The organism is Paenibacillus sp. TAF43_2, from assembly GCF_052113545.1.
In the GTDB taxonomy this organism is placed as follows: Bacteria; Bacillota; Bacilli; order Paenibacillales; family Paenibacillaceae; genus Pristimantibacillus.
Genome location: NZ_JBFRDK010000167.1, coordinates 1 through 19534 on the forward strand (window position 1 = coordinate 1; position 19534 = coordinate 19534).

21 protein-coding genes are annotated in these 19534 nt (G+C 47.7%); all 21 read right to left on the reverse strand.

Annotation, left to right across the window (positions count from 1 at the left end; genetic code table 11):
* Positions 1-887: tRNA preQ1(34) S-adenosylmethionine ribosyltransferase-isomerase QueA (queA, locus tag AB4Z17_RS26225; protein ID WP_441963079.1), on the reverse strand; the 887-nt coding region annotated here is incomplete at its 3' end.
* Between the two features lie 10 nt (positions 888-897).
* Complete coding sequence (locus AB4Z17_RS26230; RefSeq protein ID WP_441912588.1) at positions 898-3018, reverse strand: SpoIID/LytB domain-containing protein; 2121 nt, start codon at positions 3016-3018, stop codon at positions 898-900.
* Positions 3008-3475, reverse strand: coding sequence for a thiol-disulfide oxidoreductase DCC family protein (locus AB4Z17_RS26235; protein WP_441875797.1), 468 nt, complete (start codon positions 3473-3475; stop codon positions 3008-3010). Before AB4Z17_RS26235 ends, AB4Z17_RS26230 begins: the two co-directional genes overlap by 11 nt.
* 6 nt (positions 3476-3481) lie before the next feature.
* Positions 3482-4483 carry a Holliday junction branch migration DNA helicase RuvB gene (ruvB, locus tag AB4Z17_RS26240; RefSeq protein WP_076270841.1) on the reverse strand — a complete coding sequence of 334 codons (1002 nt, stop codon included), beginning with the start codon at positions 4481-4483 and terminating at the stop codon, positions 3482-3484.
* A 19-nt stretch (positions 4484-4502) separates the two neighbouring features.
* Positions 4503-5138, reverse strand: a complete 636-nt coding sequence (gene ruvA, locus AB4Z17_RS26245) for a Holliday junction branch migration protein RuvA (protein ID WP_054027250.1) — start codon at positions 5136-5138, stop codon at positions 4503-4505.
* A complete protein-coding gene (gene ruvC / locus AB4Z17_RS26250; protein ID WP_076270842.1) occupies positions 5135-5638 on the reverse strand; it encodes a crossover junction endodeoxyribonuclease RuvC in 504 nt (167 codons plus the stop codon). Before ruvC ends, ruvA begins: the two co-directional genes overlap by 4 nt.
* A 161-nt stretch (positions 5639-5799) precedes the next feature.
* Positions 5800-6447: a BofC C-terminal domain-containing protein gene (locus AB4Z17_RS26255; RefSeq protein WP_441912589.1), complete on the reverse strand. Its 648-nt coding sequence runs from the start codon at positions 6445-6447 to the stop codon at positions 5800-5802.
* Positions 6448-6463: 16 nt separating this feature from the next.
* Positions 6464-8788: a LysM peptidoglycan-binding domain-containing protein gene (locus AB4Z17_RS26260; RefSeq protein WP_441963081.1), complete on the reverse strand. Its 2325-nt coding sequence runs from the start codon at positions 8786-8788 to the stop codon at positions 6464-6466.
* A 201-nt stretch (positions 8789-8989) separates the two neighbouring features.
* Positions 8990-9859 (reverse strand): prephenate dehydratase, encoded by an 870-nt coding sequence (gene pheA, locus AB4Z17_RS26265; protein WP_441963083.1) that lies wholly within the window; start codon positions 9857-9859, stop codon positions 8990-8992.
* Positions 9856-10851 carry a homoserine kinase gene (gene thrB, locus AB4Z17_RS26270; RefSeq protein ID WP_441963085.1) on the reverse strand — a complete coding sequence of 332 codons (996 nt, stop codon included), beginning with the start codon at positions 10849-10851 and terminating at the stop codon, positions 9856-9858. The genes pheA and thrB overlap by 4 nt, the downstream gene beginning before the upstream one ends.
* 5 nt (positions 10852-10856) lie before the next feature.
* Entirely contained in the window at positions 10857-12143 is a 1287-nt protein-coding gene (locus AB4Z17_RS26275) for a homoserine dehydrogenase (RefSeq protein ID WP_076270847.1), read from the reverse strand.
* 24 nt (positions 12144-12167) lie between these two features.
* The gene (locus AB4Z17_RS26280; protein ID WP_076270848.1) at positions 12168-12605 is read right to left on the reverse strand and encodes an ACT domain-containing protein; all 438 of its coding nucleotides are present in this window, start codon (positions 12603-12605) and stop codon (positions 12168-12170) included.
* A gap of 131 nt (positions 12606-12736) precedes the next feature.
* Positions 12737-14062, reverse strand: coding sequence for a GTPase ObgE (gene obgE / locus AB4Z17_RS26285; RefSeq protein ID WP_076270849.1), 1326 nt, complete (start codon positions 14060-14062; stop codon positions 12737-12739).
* Between the two features lie 13 nt (positions 14063-14075).
* Positions 14076-14813: a Spo0B domain-containing protein gene (locus AB4Z17_RS26290; protein WP_441912822.1), complete on the reverse strand. Its 738-nt coding sequence runs from the start codon at positions 14811-14813 to the stop codon at positions 14076-14078.
* 63 nt (positions 14814-14876) lie between these two features.
* The gene (locus AB4Z17_RS26295; RefSeq protein ID WP_441875778.1) at positions 14877-15011 is read right to left on the reverse strand and encodes a hypothetical protein; all 135 of its coding nucleotides are present in this window, start codon (positions 15009-15011) and stop codon (positions 14877-14879) included.
* A 13-nt stretch (positions 15012-15024) separates the two neighbouring features.
* Positions 15025-15336 (reverse strand): 50S ribosomal protein L27, encoded by a 312-nt coding sequence (rpmA, locus tag AB4Z17_RS26300; protein ID WP_076270851.1) that lies wholly within the window; start codon positions 15334-15336, stop codon positions 15025-15027.
* 88 nt (positions 15337-15424) lie between these two features.
* A complete protein-coding gene (locus AB4Z17_RS26305) occupies positions 15425-15763 on the reverse strand; it encodes a ribosomal-processing cysteine protease Prp (RefSeq protein WP_054027239.1) in 339 nt (112 codons plus the stop codon).
* An 11-nt stretch (positions 15764-15774) separates the two neighbouring features.
* Positions 15775-16086 carry a 50S ribosomal protein L21 gene (rplU, locus tag AB4Z17_RS26310; protein ID WP_053374798.1) on the reverse strand — a complete coding sequence of 104 codons (312 nt, stop codon included), beginning with the start codon at positions 16084-16086 and terminating at the stop codon, positions 15775-15777.
* Between the two features lie 206 nt (positions 16087-16292).
* Positions 16293-17522 carry an Rne/Rng family ribonuclease gene (locus AB4Z17_RS26315; RefSeq protein ID WP_441912823.1) on the reverse strand — a complete coding sequence of 410 codons (1230 nt, stop codon included), beginning with the start codon at positions 17520-17522 and terminating at the stop codon, positions 16293-16295.
* Positions 17523-17559: 37 nt separating this feature from the next.
* Complete coding sequence (locus AB4Z17_RS26320) at positions 17560-18441, reverse strand: M50 family metallopeptidase (protein WP_441963087.1); 882 nt, start codon at positions 18439-18441, stop codon at positions 17560-17562.
* A complete protein-coding gene (locus tag AB4Z17_RS26325; protein WP_441963089.1) occupies positions 18434-19243 on the reverse strand; it encodes a peptidoglycan DD-metalloendopeptidase family protein in 810 nt (269 codons plus the stop codon). The genes AB4Z17_RS26320 and AB4Z17_RS26325 overlap by 8 nt, the downstream gene beginning before the upstream one ends.
* Between the last annotated feature and the right edge of the window lie 291 nt (positions 19244-19534).

The following is a 19534-nucleotide window of genomic DNA, read 5'->3' on the forward strand; positions in this document are numbered from 1 at the left end:
AGCTTAAACTCGTAACCTGGGAAAATAAAAATAGATGTCCAGCCATTGCAAGCTTCGATTGTTTTACCTTCAAAGCGTGCAGCAACGGTTTCCAGCGTACGGGATGAGGTTGTCCCTACAGCGATAATACGTGCCCCGCTCCGTTTGGCTTCATTAATTATTGCGGCATTTTGTTCACTCAGCTCATAATACTCTGCATGCATTTCATGATCCTCAACAAGGTCAACGGACATTGGGCGAAATGTGCCTAGTCCAACATGCAGTGTTACGTAGGCGAGCTTAACGCCCTTCGCTTGCAGACGCTTAAGAAATTCCTCTGTAAAATGCAAGCCCGCCGTTGGTGCTGCTGCCGACCCCGCATGTTTGGAATACACGGTTTGATACCGCTCGCGTTCTTCAAGCCTTTCCTTGATATACGGAGGCAATGGCATTTCTCCAAGACGGTCAAGCAGCTCCTGGAATATCCCCTCATATTCAAACCGTATCGTACGTCCGCCCATTTCGCCTTCTTGCTCAACAACAGCGCGCAGCAGCGGATTGCCTGCACCATCATCTCCAAAGGATAAAGCGGTGCCGACCTTTAAACGTTTAGCCGGTTTTCCGAGCGCATCCCAGCTGCCATCCTCGAGCTGCTTCAATAACAACAGCTCAATCTTAGCGCCCGTATCGCTCTTCATCCCCGTCAACCTGGCTGGAATAACTCTAGTGTCATTTAGAACTAGAACGTCTCCAGGCTTAACATACTGCTCTAAATCCGTAAATCTATTGTGGTTCAACTCGCCTGTTTGCTTGTTTAATGCAAGCAATTTCGAGGCCGTTCTGTCAAGCAATGGCGTCTGAGCAATTAAATGTTCCGGCAATTCAAAATCAAACCATTCTACGTTCATATCGATTCAATCATTCCTTAGCGATGGTGACATCTTTGTAGTAGTATTTCAAAATATATTGATAGTCATACCCTTGCTGAGCTAGGCTTAATGCTCCGTATTGCGATAATCCGACCCCGTGTCCGTTGCCAGACCCTACAAAACGGAATGAAGGCTCCTTCGTAGCTGCGCGAATATTACCGCTGCCATCTAATATAAACAAGTTAGCGTTAACCGCCTCTGTTTTTGTGCCTCCAGCACTAATCATATAAACAGGATTCGAATCCGACGGCTTCGTACGTGTTGTAGCTCCAGCACCAAGCATAGCAATCTTCGCGGTTTCCTCAATCTGGAACAACGTACTAGGCAAGGACCCTTGTACACCTAGTGCAGCACGATAATCAATTGGATAAGTAACAGTTAGCTTTTGTCCATTTGCTGCAATTTCTGTCGCACGCCCTGAAGCGCCGCGCTGGCTCACTTCGAGTGATTTGAGCGGACCTGAGACGGGAGTTTTCACTTTGCCGTTAATCGTTGTTAACATTTCTTGTGCGCTGTAAGGACCACGTATCCAAGTCATTGAATTGGATTCTACACTTTTATCCAGCACAACGACCCGTGTTCCATTGTCAACCGTTGCAATGACAGGGATCGTATCCTGTATAAGTGGATGCTTGCGCACTTTTGTTCCGTTTGTATTTACTAGCATGATACGACTTCCCGCTGCTGTCGTTTCTCCTGTCTCGGCTAGTAAATCCTCTCTAATATAACCAATAGCTCCGCTAGGGACAACAACGCGGTACCAATTGTTCAAACCTACCTCCGATGAAGCGTCCGGACTTTTGACAGCCTGCATATAAGGAACTGCGTTGCCCCATGCTTCTTTGGCATCAGCCGTAAATCCACCACTGTTGGCTGAATAGATCGCATCAATTGCTTTTCCATTGTACAATGCAACTTCGCCTGCTGTCTCTTCGACGGCAGCAATAGTTGATGGCCGCTCTGAGCCTACACCGTAATAAGCTTGGCTTAAAGTCGTATCCACGACATGTGCGATTTGGAAACCAAATCCTCGATTTAAAGCATAAGTGCGTGCAGCAACCGCTTGTGCCTTAAGTGCTTCGATAGGCCATGTAGGGTACATTTCCACACCTACAACTGAATATAAGTATTGTTCAAATGGAAGTTCATTTACGACTGCCATCCGTCCATTTAATATACTAAGCTCAAATAGTCCTCTATAGCTGCGAGCGCTCCGCTCGTTCAGCTTAATTGGATCATTCCCGATTGGAGATACCGTAACCTTCGTATCGTTGCCAGCAAACATATAGAGCTCAGTACTGCTTTCAGCTTTGGCAGTTACGGTATGATCATTTCTTATGAGCAAGTAAGCCGAACTAGCATCGGCCTCCTTCAACGCAGCTCCGCCTGAAGCATTTGCGGCAGCTGCTTTAACAATTTGCAGCTCAGCAGCTGATACAGCCGCCCCTACCATTACCGAGTAGTACGCTGATCCACTTTGCTGTGAACGAATAGCAACATAGGCATCGAGGCCAACTGCTCCGAAGCCGCTTGCTGCTGCTATCGCATCCGCTTTGCTGGTCAAAGGACCGCTCTCCAAATGAAGTGGGCCTTGAACCACCGAGTTCGAGCCTCCAATTAGCTTAGACAGCTCACTATCACCCTTCCACTTCGTTTGTGCAGTCACAGCTTCTGCAGCTGTTTTGTATGTACCTTCAATAACCTGATAGATGATTGCACCATTTTTTGAAAGGGATGTTATAAAAGCAGTACCTTTCAAAGCTTGCAAACGTTTCTGCACAGCTAGAGCTGAAGCAAACGTGGAGCTCTCGTACACTTTGACTTTAAAGCTGTCAACTGCGAATCGAGCTGTAGCTGCTCCATCTACATTAAACCAATTATTGATGCCATCAGGCTGCCTTACACCGATGCTCATTCCACCCGTTGATGAAAATGTGGCAGCTGCTGTCGTATCATCGTATTTCCCAGGCAATTGCATAAACAAAGCAACTCGGATATTGTCGAGCTTTGGCACTGCTGCCTGTGATGGAGAGCCTGTCCAAGCTGTAGCGAGCAGTACAATTGCGATCGTCATGATTAAGTAACGCTTCATATTCCGTTTAATTGACATTCCTGTTGTTCTCCTCCCTCTTCTGCGGCAATTCGCAGCCATTAACGGAACAGCTTTGTTCTGTAGATCCAAACCATTCATATCTTCTTTTGGCTACAAATTTGTACATACGATTTGCTATGCTTCTCATACCAGGTATTCGATATAGTACGGATAGCCAGCGGAAGCCCTTTACCGTTCTTAATATACGGACAATTCCATCCGCACCAGCAAAGAGCTGCCCCTGCTCATCAGCAACATGCATTTTCTCATACAACTCATCAAATTTCAACAAACCAACGGAGGGAATTAGCTGTTCCGTACTGCCTGCTGCCTCCAACTGTTGAATTTGAACATAATGCAAATCCGCTTTAGAATGAAGCTCCTTCAGCTTCGCAATGGAACCCAGGCACAGATTGCAATGGCCATCATAGATAACATAAAGTTTCTCAGCGGCACCATTGGCTCTGGAACTCATGGCGTACTACCTCCCCGGTATTGGTAGACCTAGGTGACGATAGGCGTTTTCCGTAGCAATCCGGCCTCGCGGCGTTCGCTGTAGAAAACCGATTTGCATTAAATACGGCTCATAGACATCCTCAATCGTTTGGCTTTCTTCGCCTATCGTTGCTGCAATTGTATCAAGGCCAACTGGCCTGCCGGCAAAAGTAGTCATCATCGCTTGCAGCATTTTGAAATCGATGAGGTCGAGTCCCATTTTATCTACCTGCAGCAGCTCAAGCGCCGAACGCGCGATATCATGTGTGATCACGCCGTCGCCGCGCACCTGCGCGAAATCACGCACTCGTTTAAGAAGACGATTCGCAATCCGAGGTGTTCCTCGAGACCGCATCGCAATCTCAGAAGCCGCTTCTCCTACAATGCTGACATTCAATATTTCCGCTGTTCTAGCCACGATGAACGCAAGCTCATCCATCGTATAAAATTCTAATCGGCTCACTACGCCAAAACGATCACGAAGCGGTGCTGATAAAAGCCCTGCTCTTGTAGTCGCGCCAATCAAAGTAAAAGGCGGCAAATCGAGTCGAACCGATCGAGCGCTCGGCCCTTTGCCAATCATAATATCGAGTGCAAAGTCTTCCATTGCCGGGTACAATACTTCTTCTACCGTGCGATGAAGGCGATGAATTTCATCAATAAAGAGTACATCGCCTTCCTGCAGGTTCGTGAGCAGTGCAGCAAGATCACCAGGACGTTCAATTGCAGGTCCGGATGTCGTGCGAAGGCTCACTCCGAGCTCATTGGCAATAATGTTCGACAAAGTCGTTTTACCAAGACCCGGAGGACCATACAGCAGTACATGATCAAGCGCTTCTTTGCGCAATTTTGCTGCTTCAATATATATTTTCAAGTTTTCCTTGGCTTTTGTTTGCCCAATATATTCGGCTAAATAACGGGGACGCAAGCTGAGCTCAACTGCCTGATCTTCCATCATCAGGTTGGCGGAAATGATTCTATCATCCATCTGCCTTCATCTCCCTACTTTAACCTTTAAATAGCTGCTGCAAAGCCCGCTTCATCAAAGAATCGACTGATTCCTCCGCCGTAACGCTATGCTGCAATCCATTCCATGCTTTATCAAGCTCCGCTGCTGTGTAGCCCAGCGCAGCAAGCCCTTCCCTTGCTTCCTGCCAAGCGGTGCCTGCGCCTTGACCTGAATGCCTGCTCGATGTGAGATCAAGCGCAACACCTGCTGCAGTCAAAAGACCTCCATCCAGCCCCGCCCCGATCAGCTTGTCCTTTAGATCTAGAATCATCCGCTGTGCGGTTTTTTTACCTATGCCCGGAAGCTTAATGAGAAACGCTATATTTTCCTGCTGAATAGCGGCTATAACCGCATCCGGTCGACCTCCTGACAAAATGCCCAAAGCGACGCGCGGACCAATGCCGGATACCTCCAGCAGCTTGCGGAACAGCGTCTGCTCCTCTCTCGTCTCAAAGCCAAACAACAAAACAGCATCCTCGCGAACGTTATGATGAATATAGACGACGACGGGCTCTTCTTTTTTTGCAAATGCATACGGATTAGGAGTAAATACACGATAGCCGGTATCTCTTACGTCCAGAACGATATATTCGGATTCTAGATGGACGACATTGCCTCTTAAAAAATCGATCATGAACGTTTCACCTCATTTATTTTCTGATTGAGCACGACCGAGTGCGCATGACAGATCGCAACAGCGAGCGCATCGGCAACATCATCGGGCTTCGGCACTGCCGAAAGCTTCAAAAAAACCTTAACCATTTCTTGCACTTGTTTCTTCTCCGCTTTGCCATAACCAACAACCGCCTGCTTTACTTGAAGCGGCGTATATTCGCCAATAGGCAATCCACGCTGCGCAGCAGCCAAAATAATAGCGCCCCTAGCCTGCGCCACATCAAAAGCCGTCGTCACGTTTCGATTAAAAAATAGTTTCTCTATGCCCACAGTATCCGGCTTATATTTATCCATTAAAGCGCCCGCAGACTCGTAAACTTGCAGCAAACGCTGCTCTGAAGGCGTATGAGCTTCCGTCTGAATCGCACCGTATTGCACGGGCGTAAGCTTGTGTCCGATCTTATCTATGAAACCAAATCCAACGATCGCATAACCAGGGTCAATTCCAAGAACGCGCAAACGGTCATCTCCTCAAAATAACTGCTTTCTCCACATACTCACTGAAAGTTGCTTCATCCATTATAGCAAAAGATGGCGTGAATGAGAACGCGCGTTTGATATTTCGGCCTTTAGACATAAAGAAAGGAGACCGCACGATGATGTGCGATCTCCTTTGTCACTTACTCTTGCTGATAGGCTGGGTTCATTACTTTCTGATTTTGCTCAATAGCATAGTCGCTATAGGTGGATAGAACACTATTATATTCTTCCATGTCGGTTATCCGAATCCCTCTGGTAAGCTGGTCCAGCTTATCCTGCGGCAAACTGCTCTCCATATAACGTACGTCCAGCTGGAAAAAGGTTCGAACAACCTTTTCTTTTTTTGGAGCTCCGTCATAAAGTGTAAGATTCCCTTTCTTGTCGACGCCCATATACGCATTCGCTTTACAATGCTCGGACAAATCCTCAATACGCTCTTCAAACTGAACGGTACCCTGTTCTTGATTCAACATGACCTTCCACTCCGGATGTGCAAGCACTAGCTGAACAATCTCCTTACTCATCAATTGACCCAGAAGCTTCGATTCTTCGCCGCACACATATACGAGGCGCAGCTTTGCAGATAGCGCTCCATCAAGCTTTTCAAGCTCTTGAATAACGCTCGTTTGATTCGCTGATGGCTTGGGTGCAGCTGTGACAACATTTTTATTAGCGATAAAGAGCCAGCCTGCTAGCAAGCAAAACATAATAACGCCTAACATCCAAACGGGACGCCGCTTTCTCTTTAAACGTTTCTTTAAGTTTTTCCAAAGGCTGAATTCCATCATAGGGAAGACCCCTTCTTTATATTTTTTGATAGTATGCTCCTTTTGCGGTGTTTTGATCAGAACGATTTCCTTTGCAGCCGCAATCGTCTTGATTCATATTGCCTACACCGGCTGTTTGAGGCCAACCCTGATTAGATGGAAACGGCTGTGAGTACGGGGAGAAACCAGCTACAGGATAACCATAACCGCCATCATTTTGCACTTGAACCGGCATTACATTCCCATGACCGCCATGACCATAGCCGGAGCCATAACCATATTCAGGCTGCATGCTCGATGGGAAAGCCATCCCTTGGTTCGGCTGTGTTGCAAACGGCGATACCATCCCTTGGTTCGGCTGTGTTGCAAAAGGTGATACCATGCCTTGGTTCGGCTGCGTCGCAAACGGCGATACCATGCCTTGGTTCGGCTGCGTCGCAAACGGCGATACCATGCCTTGGTTCGGCTGTGTTGCAAATGGCGATACCATGCCTTGGTTCGGCTGTGTTGCAAATGGCGATACCATGCCTTGGTTTGGCTGTGTTGCAAACGGCGATACCATGCCTTGGTTTGGCTGTGTTGCAAACGGCGATACTGCACCTTGGTTTGGCTGTGCCGCAAATGGCGATACCGCGCCTTGGTTTGGCTGTGTCGCAAATGGCGATACCGCGCCTTGGTTCGGCTGTGTCGCAAATGGCGATACCGCGCCTTGGTTCGGCTGTGCCGCAAATGGCGATACCGCGCCTTGGTTTGGCTGTGCAGCAAATGGCGATACCGCGCCTTGGTTCGGCTGTGTTGCCAGCGTTGATACACTGCCTTGGTTCGGCTGTGTAGCTTGAGGGGACACCTTACCTTTATTCGGCTTTGTTGCCAGCGGCGATACCATGCCTTGGTTCGGCTGTGTTGCCAGCGGCGATACCATGCCTTGGTTCGGCTGTGTTGCCAGCGGCGATACCATGCCYTGGTTTGGCTGTGTTGCCAGCGGCGATACCATGYCYTGGTTTGGCTGTGTTGCCAGCGGCGATACCATGCCTTGGTTCGGCTGTGTTGCCAGCGGCGATACCATGCCCTGGTTTGGCTGTGTTGCCAGCGGCGATACCATGCTTTGGTTCGGGAAAGCAGAAGTTCCGGCTACCATTTGACCATTTTCCTGCATGCCATGCTGGAGTGGATTTATCATGGGATAACCATAGCCCCATTCAGGGCCAACGCCCATAGGCATGCTGGATGGAGATGGGTAACTGCCGACAAATACCATCCCCGGCGGACACTCAAATGGCGCCTCGATGCCTTCATGCATTGGGCTTACCGTACTTCCGAATGGCACAGGTTGATGCCAATCTCCGTAACCGTAGCCATGTTCCATGTGAGCAGGCATGGTCATTGGTTGACCAAATCCATACCCCGACTGAATTGGCATGGTCATCGGTTGACCGTAACCATATCCCATCTGAGCCGGCATAGTCATCATTGGCTGATGATGCCCATATCCTCCGTAAGTAGGCTGCTGTGCAGCTGGCGAGATTGCTTCAGGTGCTTTTGGCAAATCATACAAGGATAATGCTTCGGTTGCTGGGATGCCATATTGCTTGAATAAATCAACATTTGGCTTGTATTCGGAATGAATCGGTTTTAGCTTTTTCTCAACAGGCTTTTCGATCGGCAGCGCCTTTTTGGCTGGCTCAACTGCTGCCGCCTTAGGGGCAGGAAGAGGAGCTGGTTCTACTGGCTTCACAATAGGTGCTGTTGGTTTTTTCTCTTGAACAGGTGCAACAGGCGTTTCAGGAGCAGGGGCTACCGGTGCTGGTGCAATAGGCGCAGTTGGCGTCTTGCCTGCAATTGGAGCTGTTGGTGTTTTTCCAATAATAGGCGCTGTAGAAAGCTTTCCGACCCAGCCCTGTACCCCTTGCATGATTGAGCTTGGGTGAAGGGCGTGATGACCTCCCGTGTTTTGTGCCACGCTCTGTCCAGCTTGTTGTCCAGTACCTCCAGTACCTTGGCCACCAGTTCCTTCAGTCATGGTTTCGCCTACTTTAGGAATATTCACAACTTCACCAGTAAGCAATACATTCGGATTTTTGAGCTGCGGATTCGCTTTAATCATATCCGCGAGCGGCACGCCCCAAGCTTTCGAGAGCTTCCAAAGGGTATCACCTTGTTTCACAATATGCTGATGCATGATGTCCATTCCACCTCCTGCGCCGCCCGTTTGGCTTGAAGGAATTTTCAGCTTCATGCCAACATCAATGGCGTCCGGATTCGTAATACCCGGGTTCAGCTTCAAAAGCTCTTCGAGCGATACATTATACTTTTGGCCGATAAAGTATAACGACTCGCCCTTCTTCACAATATGGATTTTCACTCGTTGTTAACCTCCTGTCACGTTCTGAATAACCAGGCACTGCTAATGCCTATTATCAATCCTTACATCCTATGCAGAATATGGGCAGGTGTCTCCACTTTCACAAAAAAAATAGTAAAAAGCCGAGTTCACCCATCAGAGTGAACTCGGCTTTCTATTCATGTATCGTTTCATTCTACGCTTTAGAGCAACCAGCTATGCTTATTTCTTGAATTCAGTAAAGCTTGGATAGCTTCCTAATACGCGAACCTGACATCCGATTGCTTCAATTTCTTGAATGGCTGAAGGAAGCAGAACGGTATCAAGAGCCATATCAATGTCGATGAAGAAATAATAATTGCCGAGCTTCTTCTTCGTCGGGCGCGATTCAATTCGGGTCAAGTTGATTTTGCGCCATGCAAAAGCAGAAAGAACCTGGTGTAGCGCTCCCGGGTAATCCTCTGGCAATGTAATTAAGATGCTCGTTTTTATATGATCGGACTTACGATCGGTATAGGGCTCTGATCCGACCAGCAAAAAACGAGTGTAATTATTATCATGATCTGTAATCTCACTCGCAAGAACATCAAGCTTCTCGTTCGCAGCAGCTGTCATCGTACCAATAGCTGCCAAACCGGCATTCGGGTTGTTTTGAACGATTCTAACGCCCTCAGCTGTACTGCTGACATGTTCTGTAACCGCATGCGGAAGATGTGTACGCAGAAATTGCAAGCACTGTGCGATCGCTACAGGATGGCTGATCACTTTAGTAATACGTGAGTAGTCCATTTCCCGATTATCGTTTAACAGCTCAGATTGCCGGCCAATCAAATTTTGAATGGAGGGGTACACCCACTCCGCTTGAATCGGAATATCAACCTCATGTACAAGCCAATCCATATGAAGGCTAACAGAACCCTCAATCGTATTCTCGATCGGAATGATGCTGTAATCACTTATTCCATTGACAGTAGACAGGAACACATCGGATATTAGCCGGTGATGCTTCCAGTTTATTTCTTCACCGCGGAATAAATGTCTTGCTGCCTCATCCGATACAGATCCAGCAGGTAAAACCGCTATCGTCTTCATCGCTTCATATCTCCTTTAATTCGATCCGGAAGAGGAATCGCAGGCTGCGAAGAAATTTCCTCTATCGTAATTTGAGGACCTTGAGCGCTTGGCGACAGCCATAGCGTATTCGCTTCAATGCCCTCCTGCTTCAGCGTATCAAGCAGAAATGTTTCAAGCATGGATTCGCCCGAGCTGTGTGCAGCACCGGCTTCCGTATCCTCAACAAATGCAATCAGCGTCGGCCCTGCTCCGCTTAGCGCAGCACCAAGCGCGCCGTGCTCTACCGCGCGCTCCAGTATAGTTGCCATGCCGGGAATCAGGGCTGCACGGTAAGGCTGATGCAGCCGATCCTTCATCGCATGGCGAATCATACCTAGCTCGCCGCCAGCAAGCGCTGCGACGAGCAAAGAGCTGCGGCTGACGTTAAATATGGCGTCAGCCATACTGATTGTAGACGGAAGCGCATGACGCGCCTTCTCCGTCGACAGCTGAAAGGCTGGAATCGCGACAAGCGTCTTCAGCCTTTGATGCGGCTCAATTCTCACATAATCTGCTCGCTCCCCATCCCAAGCCGAGACGACAATGCCGCCGTATAGTGACGCGCCGACATTGTCCGGATGGCCTTCCAGCGCTGTTGCCATTTGGAACAGCTTGTCATCCGTGAGCGGACTGCCAATCAACGCGTTCGCAGCAACCAGAGCGCCTACAATTGCAGACGCGCTGCTGCCTAGTCCACGAGTGAGCGGAATATCGCTGTGCATCGAAATCGAGAGCTCTGGCACGGATACGCCAGCTTCTTTGAACACAAGCTGTGCAACCTTATAGATTAAATTCGTTTTGTCCTTTGGCAATCCATTCATTTGATCACCGTAAAACTGGAATTTCGTTTGTTCAGAGATGCTCATTTCAATCCAAGCGTATAGCGAAAGAGCCATCCCAAGCGTATCAAATCCTGGTCCGAGATTTGCTGTACTTGCTGGTATTTTTACGATTACTCTGCGATTGTTCATAAGATTTATCCTTCTACGCGATAGACGCTTTTCACTTTATGAACGACATCCAGCGAGTCAAACTTAGCAAGCACCTTCTGGATAGCTGCTTTGTTCGCGTCATGAGTGATGATGATGATCTCAGCTTCCGGATTAGACGGTGTCGGCTGCTGCAATACCGACTCCAAGCTGACCTCAAAATCAGCGAATACTTGCGTTATGCGCGCTAGTACACCGGCACGATCTGCCACTTTAAGCAAAATGAAATATTTAGATGAGATCTGCTCGTCAGTCTTGAGCTTCTTCTCTTTATAAGCAAGGCTTCCTTGCATGCCGTTCACACCAAGCTTCAGGTTTTTCACAACAGCCACCAAATCGGATACGATCGACGTAGCAGTCGGAAGCTCACCTGCGCCTGCACCGTAGAACATCGTTTCACCAACAGCTTCGCCATATACATAAACCGCGTTAAACACGCCGTTTACCGATGCGATAGGATGCGATTGCTTCACCATCGTTGGTTGAACGCTGATGCTGATCAAATCATCCTGACGCTCTGCGATACCAAGCAACTTCACTTCATAGCCAAGACGCTTCGCGTACAAAATATCTTCTTTGGATACCGAAGAAATGCCTTGAACGGATACATCCTCAAGCGCAACATTGGCACGGAATCCGATCGTAGCAAGAATTGTCATTTTGCGCGCTGCATCAAGTCCTTCGACATCTGATGTCGGGTCTGACTCCGCATAACCAAGCTCCTGCGCTTCTTTAAGCACATCTAGATACGAAGCGCCTTCTTGACTCATCTTTGTCAAAATAAAATTCGTTGTGCCGTTCACAATGCCCATAATTTTATTAATGCGGTCGGAGGCGAAACCTTCGACAAGTGTACGAATAATCGGAATACCGCCGGCTACGCTCGCTTCATACAAAACATCGCAGCGGTTTTCTTTGGCTTTGGCCAATATTTCTGGACCGTGCATTGCCATCAAATCTTTATTTGCCGTTACGACATGTTTGCCGAGGGACAGCGCTTCTAGTATATATTCTTTCGTAAGCCCAATTCCACCCATAACCTCAACGATAACATCAATTTCAGGATGGCGGATGACTTCCCAAGGATCCTCAGTCAGCTTGCTTGCATCCACAGCAATATTACGCGATTTGCTTTTATCTTGAACGAGCACCTTCTCAATTACGATCGGCGAACCGACCTGACTAGCCAAATCATCCTGATGCCCCTCAACAATTCGAACTACACCTGTACCAACTGTACCAAGACCTAATAAACCAACTTTAACCGGCTTCATATATACCCTCCATTATCAATTCTGTTATCCTTGTCCGATGACCGAAGCTTTACGCACGCCTGGCTGACTGCGAAGCATTTCAACCAGCGATGACAGTTCTCCGGAAAGCTGCGAAATATCGACCGAAATGACGACATTAGCGAAACCTTGGAGCGGAATGGACTGATTCATCGTCAGCACATTGCCATCCTGGCTCGCCACCATGCTAAGTACGTTGGAGAGTACGCCTGAACGATGCTCCAAATCCATAGAAATGGTCGCAATACGTTCTCGTTCCAGTTCATTTAGCGCGTAGACACCATCTTTATACTTATAAAAAGCGCTTCGGCTAAGTCCAACACGTTCAACCGCCTCATGTACGGTTGCCGCATCACCTCGGCCAAGCATCTCCTTCACTTGTATCGTCTTCATAATCGCTTCCGGTAAAATATCCTCTCGAACGACATAATAGCGTTTCGTCACTATACGTCCTCCTCAAAAAGACAATTGTTCACCTATAGTGGACATTATATCGAAATATACAGTTTGGGGCAATAGGCAAAACAAGAAAAGACGGCTTTCGCCGTCTTCATTTGTTAATATGTGCGAATGCTCTAGCCATTCGGATTATAGTCGCTGCCCTCGAAGAATTCAAAAGCAAAGTCGCCGATTTGAACCATATCACCGTCTTTTGCCCCCATCTTACGAAGCTCGGCATCGACACCCATTTTGCGCATCGTGCGTGCAAAACGCATAACAGCATCATAGGAAGTCAAATTCATCCGTTTCATGTAGTTGCTAATGCCAGCACTAACAATAACGAACACTTCATCTTCCTTATGGATGGTGAAAGTCGTTTCTTCGCGCTTCTCATACGTATAAACTTTACGCTCAGCAACATCTTTCACATCCGCGATTTCAACTTCCTCTGAAACCGTATCAAGAATATCAGCCGCTTTATATAGTAGCTCCTGTACGCCTTTTTTCGTTAGCGAGGAGATTGGCAAAATTTCATATTGACGTTCACCGCTAACTTCTGCGAGCTTTTGCTTGAACAACTCAAGCTGCTCCTCAGAATCCGGCATGTCCATTTTGTTTGCAGCAATAATTTGTGGACGATCTGCTAACTTCTCATTATAGAGAACAAGCTCCTCGTTGATTTTCACCCAATCATCAAAAGGATCGCGGCCTTCAGACGCTGACATGTCGATGACATGAACAATAACCCTCGTCCGCTCTACGTGACGAAGAAACTCATGACCCAGACCAACGCCTTCATGCGCTCCTTCGATAAGCCCAGGCAAGTCAGCCATTACAAAGCTGCGGCTATCCCCAACGTCAACGACACCTAGATTCGGTGTAATGGTCGTAAAGTGATAAGCGCCGATCTTCGGCTTAGCGCCAGAAACGACAGATAGCAGGGTTGATTTGCCTACGCTTGGGAAACCAACAAGGCCTACATCTGCCATTACCTTTAGCTCAAGAACAACCCAGCGCTCTTGTCCTTCTTCACCATTCTCCGAAATATAAGGAGCTGGATTGTTTTGCGTAGCGAAGCGAATGTTGCCTCGTCCGCCTCGTCCGCCTTTTGCAATAACGATTTGTTGACCGTGACGAGTCATATCCGCAATAATTTCTTGCGTATCGTCATCAACGATTATTGTACCGGGCGGAATCCGTACGATTGTATCATCAGCACCCGCTCCGTGCATGCTTTTTACTTTTCCGCGCTCGCCGCGATCAGCCTTGAAATGCTTCTGATAGCGGAAGTCCATCAGTGTACGCAGACCCTCGTCAACTTGAAATATCAAGTCGCCGCCTCGGCCTCCGTCGCCACCTGCAGGACCGCCCTGCTCTACATACTTCTCACGGCGAAAAGAAACGATACCATCGCCTCCGTCGCCGCCTTTTACAAATATCTTCGCTTTATCGACAAACATGATGTGCCCCCGTTCATGCGCGCATTTCCGCCCTCAGCAACACCTTTGCATACGGCTGCTCGAAGTTGATCGGCTGCATTGGCGCGCCTTCCAACTGCTGTTGTATTTTTTGCTTCCATTGCTGTTCATTGATTAGTTCGCCATCATAATAGAAGGCTGCATACAGTGCATCCTCATCCAGCGATAGCGTAAGCGTAAGAACAGCAGCATTACCATAGCCAGGCTTAGCCGCAAACCGATATGCGTTAATCGTATGAATGAGCGTTTCGGCTATTTGATCGGCATCTGCCGTTATTTCGTTTAAATGAATGTCGCCTTTAATTACAATTTGTAACTCCAGCGAATTCGATATCGTACGAAACGATTGAATATAACTAATCAGTGATGGAACACCTAGCTTGGATATACTGCTCTCCACAGCCATCCGTTCACTTATTTTCTCCACATACTCGGCGGCTTTATCCAGCTTTTTGAGCCTAATATAGCCAAACACGACTTGCAGGTCGTTCATCCAGTCATGACGATGATGATTGAGAGTTCGTATTGCAGAGTTTTGCAACGATTGAATCGTTCGCGCAGTCCGCTCTGCGTGCTCTTTCCGTTCCGTTCGTATCCAGTAAGTCGCAACAGCTATAAGCCAAACGAGAAAGACAGCAGTTAACCACACTTGATTGGGCCAAATAAATACAGCGGCGCATGGCAACAAAATGGTTGCCCCCGCGTAATATTTCACCGTTGTTAAGCGTCCCATCGATTAAACCTACTTTCTTCGTATTTCCCGAAAATATAACAACGTATACATTATATTTTCCCGTCAAAGCTGCTTCAGCGTCCAAGACGCCTTAGGCATTTTTGCTTGCTTATCCAGTATATCACGCAGCCGTCCTACGGTCATCAGCCATGGAATAAAAAAACCCGGCCAAGCGATGCAGGCCGGGGCTTGTTGCATATATAAGGTTGTATTAAGCTTCTACTGCTGCAGCTACCGGAGCAAGAACAGCTGGATACACGCTCACTTTTTTGCGGTCGCGTCCCCAACGTTCGAACTTCACTACGCCTTCTACTAATGCAAAAAGCGTATCGTCTTTCCCGATGCCTACGTTAGTTCCTGGGTGAATTTTTGTTCCGCGTTGACGAAACAAGATGCTTCCAGCAGATACGGTTTGACCGTCAGCACGTTTAGCGCCAAGGCGTTTCGACTGTGAGTCACGTCCGTTTCTAGTGGAACCTACACCTTTCTTCGAAGCGAAGAGCTGAAGATTCAGTTTCAACATAGTTATTCCCTCCTTCTAAAGGATTGGTGAGCAAAGCTGCACCGTAAGCATGAACTAGAGGCTTGTAAAACAAACCTGCACCGAATGCCTACGCATTAAGATGTTCATGAATAACGACATGCTTGCCGTATGATTTTGCAATAGTGTCAAGCATAACCGCCATCGATTCCAGCAGCAGCTGCATCCGGCCGTCTGAAGCCTCGTCTGCAAGCGTCGGAATATCCGACGATAGCCAGCCGTTCTTCATCTTGGCAGGGAGCTCCTCTCCCGCTAGAGCTTCGATCGCGTTAACGGTACCAACCGATATGGCTGATACACCCGCACAAACGATATCTTTGCCGGGCTTCGCATATTTAGCATGTCCTTCGACCGCAAATGATACGATACGTCTGTCAGCGGCTCTTCGTACAAAGGTAACTGTTATCATAGAAATTCCTCTTACGCTTGGATTTTCTCGATTGTTACTTTTGTGAACGGTTGACGATGACCTTGCTTACGACGATAGTTCTTTTTGGCTTTGTATTTGTAAACGATGATTTTTTGGCCTTTGCCTTGTTTCTCGACTTTGCCTGTTACTGTAGCGCCGGAAACAACCGGAGTTCCAGTTACAAGACCGTCACCTTTAGAAACCGCCAAAACACGATCAAACGTTACGCTTTCGCCTGCTTCAGAATCCAGTTTTTCGATGTAGATTACATCGCCTTCCTGAACTTTGTATTGCTTGCCGCCAGTTACGATAATTGCGAACATTGTTGGTGCACCTCCTTATTTTCGAAGACTCGCCTAATTCAGGTGGCTCACGGCATGCGCCGCAAACGCTTGTTTACCCAATCGGAGCGGTACTTGTACGTCCCATTCCACTGAGGTACGAGACACACACCCAAAGATTGTACCATACTATGCAAGCTATATCAATTCATCCAACAAGAAAATTTAAACTATTTATACAACTCTGATCATTTTATTTGCGCTCCGCAGCTCTCACAGCGCTCGATCAGTTGATGGACAGCATTCTCACGAGCCTTTTTACGCGTCATTTCAATTAGTCCGAGCTTTGTCCAGCCCAAAATCGTACATTTGGTTTGATCATTGCGCGCTTTTTCTACGAGTCTTTGCATAACCTGCTCGCGATGGTTGTCCTGCTCCATATCAATAAAATCAATAATAATAATGCCGCCTACATCTCGAACTCGGAGCAATCTTGCAATCTCGTCTGCTGCTTCCATATTCGTGCGGAACACCGTGTCCTCAAGGCCGGATGTTCCAATAAATCTGCCTGTGTTCACATCTATAACCGTAAGAGCTTCCGTCTCTTCCCATATGAGATGCCCCCCGCAGGTAAGCTGAATTTTGCGCTCGAACGCTCGTGTTACCTGCTCCGTCACACGATACGTATCAAATAAAGAATTGCCTTGCCTTGATTCAAAACATTTTAACCGCTCACGAAGCTGAGGGGTCATTTCCTCCAGCAGTGCTGACGCTTCCTGAAACCTCTCCGCATTGTCTATCCATATTTCATCCATATCCATCGTAAGCGTGTCTCGTACAGCCCGCCGCATGAGACCTGCCTCCCTATGCAGCTCGCTTGGCGCAGTCGCTTCCACGCTTCGTTCCGAGATGCTTTGCCAAATCTCTCTTAACCCAGCGACATCGGCATGCAAAGACAGCTCGCTTTCAGCGCCAGCCGCCGTTCGTAAAATAATGCCTTCCTCCAGCTCACGCAGCTTCTCGCCGATGGCTCGCAATCTCGACCGCTCGCTTTCGGAACTGATTTTTTTGGAAACGCCTATATAATCGGCATTTGGCATATAAACAAGAAACCGGCCAGGCAGTGAAAAATGTGTAGTGACACGGGCGCCTTTGCCACCCAGCGGCTCCTTCATAACTTGGACGAGCAATTCCTGTCCAGGCTTGATTATATTTTGAATGAGCGGCTTTTCAGCTGGCTGTTTTTCCAAATGAGGGTGGAGCAGCTCATCAATGTACAAAAATGCATTTTTAGCTAGTCCTACATCTACGAAAGCCGCCTGCATGCCAGGCAGCACGTTCACGACACGACCTTTATAAACATTGCCAACCAAACTGCTTGCTTTTGATTTTTCCATAAAAAATTCGACTAGGCGGCCATTTTCCAGTACAGCGGTTTGCAGCATTTCACCGTTAACGTGCATCAACATTTGCTTCATTCCTGAATATCACCTGCCCGTACGCTTTTCATCTATTTTAACTGAAAAGTTCCGACACTGCACGATTCGGATTATTTTCGGACAAACAACCTTCTACAATTTTCTGCTCCGGAAGTACTCTGACCTCCTTGCTGTGCGACTCCACCATGTATATCAAATGATATCGCTCCCTTTGAAAGAGCCTAGCTACCGAGATGATTGACTGCTTGCCGCTTACGATAATAGGACTTGCAATGTGGCCGAGCCTCAGCGCCTGCAGCGTGATCCTTTCCCGGTACATCAGAAAACGATAAAACAAATATGGAACATTACGATAATACGTCCAGTTCGTCATCACAAGAAATATGCCGACAATGAGCAGATTGAGTTGAATGCCGTCCTTATACACTAACCATGGAAGCAAGGAGACGATGATCATCAGCACACTAAAAAACAAGCTGACTCGCGCGCTCCAAATAAGCATTTTATAATAGTTAACCGTATAGCTTAATGCCGCCTGCAGCAGCTTCCCTCCGTCAAGCGGGTGAATAGGCAGCAGGTTGAACAAGCCGATCATTAGATTTGCTTTCCATACATACTCCGCCCATGCCAAGTCCCATATGCCAAGCTGCCCGCAGCCCCAAGCAGCTAGTCCCATCCAAACGTTTTGCAAGGGACCCGCAATCGCTACAATTGCTTCTTCTTTTGCAGGTACACCTCCGGCTTCTTCAACCTCTACCACACCGCCAAAGGGAAGCAGCTTTACTTCCTTTATCGTCCAGCCATAGCCCCGAGCAACAATAACATGGCCGAGTTCATGAACAAGCACGAGTAAAAACAAGGTAATCAGCTCGGCAAAATATCCTGTCATGACCGACCCAAGCATAATGATAACGAACAACGGATGGACCGACCATAGGATTCCTTTCCATTTAATCAATCGGTATCACGCCCACGGGATCGATATACAAATCATTTTGTTTAACAGCAAAATATAGCAGGCTTGGCTGCGTACCTTCAGCTTTCAGCAGGTTGCCGATAGAATCCCCTGCCTCAACCCAGTCGTTTACTTTAACATTCGTTTTCCCAAGCATCCCATATACGGTTACGCGCTGGTTGACATGCTGGATAACAATAGTCGAACCTTGCGTGCTCTGATCTGATAATAGCAATACGCGCCCCGTTTCTGCCGCAACAACCTCTGCTTCAGAGCTTCCAGCAAGCTCTATACCATTTAGCATCTCCGCAAACGTTCGAACAAGCGAGCCTCCTTCCAATGGGGTTACGATAGGCAGCTTTACCGTTCCATCCGCGCCTACTGCAGGTTCAGGATTGTCCTGAAAAATAGGAATAAAGGATGGAGCCCCGGCAAACGTTTCCTTATACCAAGCAGCCGCAGCTGCAAAATCAATCTCATCCGTAAGCGCTTGTTTCACGAGCGCTTGTCCCTTGAGCGTGTATTCCGTATCATATCGAAACATAGCCCATACCGCGCCAAATAACAGCAATGCTACTGCTAGCTTCCATTTCAGCTCCTTGCCGAAAGTATAATTATTTTTCCCGCCGCCTGATCCCGGATCGTTCTCATTCGATAGAACTGGCCCTTTTACAAATCTTCTATTATCAACATACCCTTTGTCCTCTTTCCAATTTGCCCATGGATTAGGATTGGTTTTCCAAACGACCTCTGGATCAAGCTCCTCGGCCTCGTCTTCATCAAAATATTCGTGCTTGTATGGCATGCTAGGGTTTGAATATATGTCCTCTTCTTGTAAAGGGACAGAGTTCCGATCCCCTGTATTTTGATTTTTATGCTGATTGCGCCGCTTCTCATTATCCTTCATTAACATCTCATTTTTCCCCCGCTTCCATCGTCCTTGGGACAGCTTGTTCCTTTATACATGGATATGTGGGGATTGAGACAAGTATGCGAGCGCAGCTGATCATAAAAAAAAACCACCCCAAGATCGGATAACATCCGTCTCAGAAGCAGCTTTCTAGCTTGGCTAACCTTTAGTCAGCCATCTCATATT

What these genes read in the sequence shown, in the direction of transcription:
- AB4Z17_RS26255 (WP_441912589.1), bottom strand. Translation starts at nt 6,447, where the DNA reads ATGATGGAATTCAGCCTTTGGAAAAACTTAAAGAAACGTTTAAAGAGA.
- AB4Z17_RS26325 (WP_441963089.1), bottom strand. Translation starts at nt 19,243, where the DNA reads ATGCCATACAAGCACGAATATTTTGATGAAGACGAGGCCGAGGAGCTT.
- AB4Z17_RS26315 (WP_441912823.1), bottom strand. Translation starts at nt 17,522, where the DNA reads ATGAAGCAAATGTTGATGCACGTTAACGGTGAAATGCTGCAAACCGCT.
- rpmA (WP_076270851.1), bottom strand. Translation starts at nt 15,336, where the DNA reads ATGTTGAAACTGAATCTTCAGCTCTTCGCTTCGAAGAAAGGTGTAGGT.
- pheA (WP_441963083.1), bottom strand. Translation starts at nt 9,859, where the DNA reads ATGAAGACGATAGCGGTTTTACCTGCTGGATCTGTATCGGATGAGGCA.
- AB4Z17_RS26295 (WP_441875778.1), bottom strand. Translation starts at nt 15,011, where the DNA reads ATGCAACAAGCCCCGGCCTGCATCGCTTGGCCGGGTTTTTTTATTCCA.
- AB4Z17_RS26235 (WP_441875797.1), bottom strand. Translation starts at nt 3,475, where the DNA reads ATGAGTTCCAGAGCCAATGGTGCCGCTGAGAAACTTTATGTTATCTAT.
- ruvA (WP_054027250.1), bottom strand. Translation starts at nt 5,138, where the DNA reads ATGATCGATTTTTTAAGAGGCAATGTCGTCCATCTAGAATCCGAATAT.
- AB4Z17_RS26290 (WP_441912822.1), bottom strand. Translation starts at nt 14,813, where the DNA reads ATGGGACGCTTAACAACGGTGAAATATTACGCGGGGGCAACCATTTTG.
- rplU (WP_053374798.1), bottom strand. Translation starts at nt 16,086, where the DNA reads ATGTTCGCAATTATCGTAACTGGCGGCAAGCAATACAAAGTTCAGGAA.
- ruvB (WP_076270841.1), bottom strand. Translation starts at nt 4,483, where the DNA reads ATGGATGATAGAATCATTTCCGCCAACCTGATGATGGAAGATCAGGCA.
- obgE (WP_076270849.1), bottom strand. Translation starts at nt 14,062, where the DNA reads ATGTTTGTCGATAAAGCGAAGATATTTGTAAAAGGCGGCGACGGAGGC.
- thrB (WP_441963085.1), bottom strand. Translation starts at nt 10,851, where the DNA reads ATGAACAATCGCAGAGTAATCGTAAAAATACCAGCAAGTACAGCAAAT.
- AB4Z17_RS26305 (WP_054027239.1), bottom strand. Translation starts at nt 15,763, where the DNA reads ATGATAACAGTTACCTTTGTACGAAGAGCCGCTGACAGACGTATCGTA.
- AB4Z17_RS26275 (WP_076270847.1), bottom strand. Translation starts at nt 12,143, where the DNA reads ATGAAGCCGGTTAAAGTTGGTTTATTAGGTCTTGGTACAGTTGGTACA.
- AB4Z17_RS26230 (WP_441912588.1), bottom strand. Translation starts at nt 3,018, where the DNA reads ATGTCAATTAAACGGAATATGAAGCGTTACTTAATCATGACGATCGCA.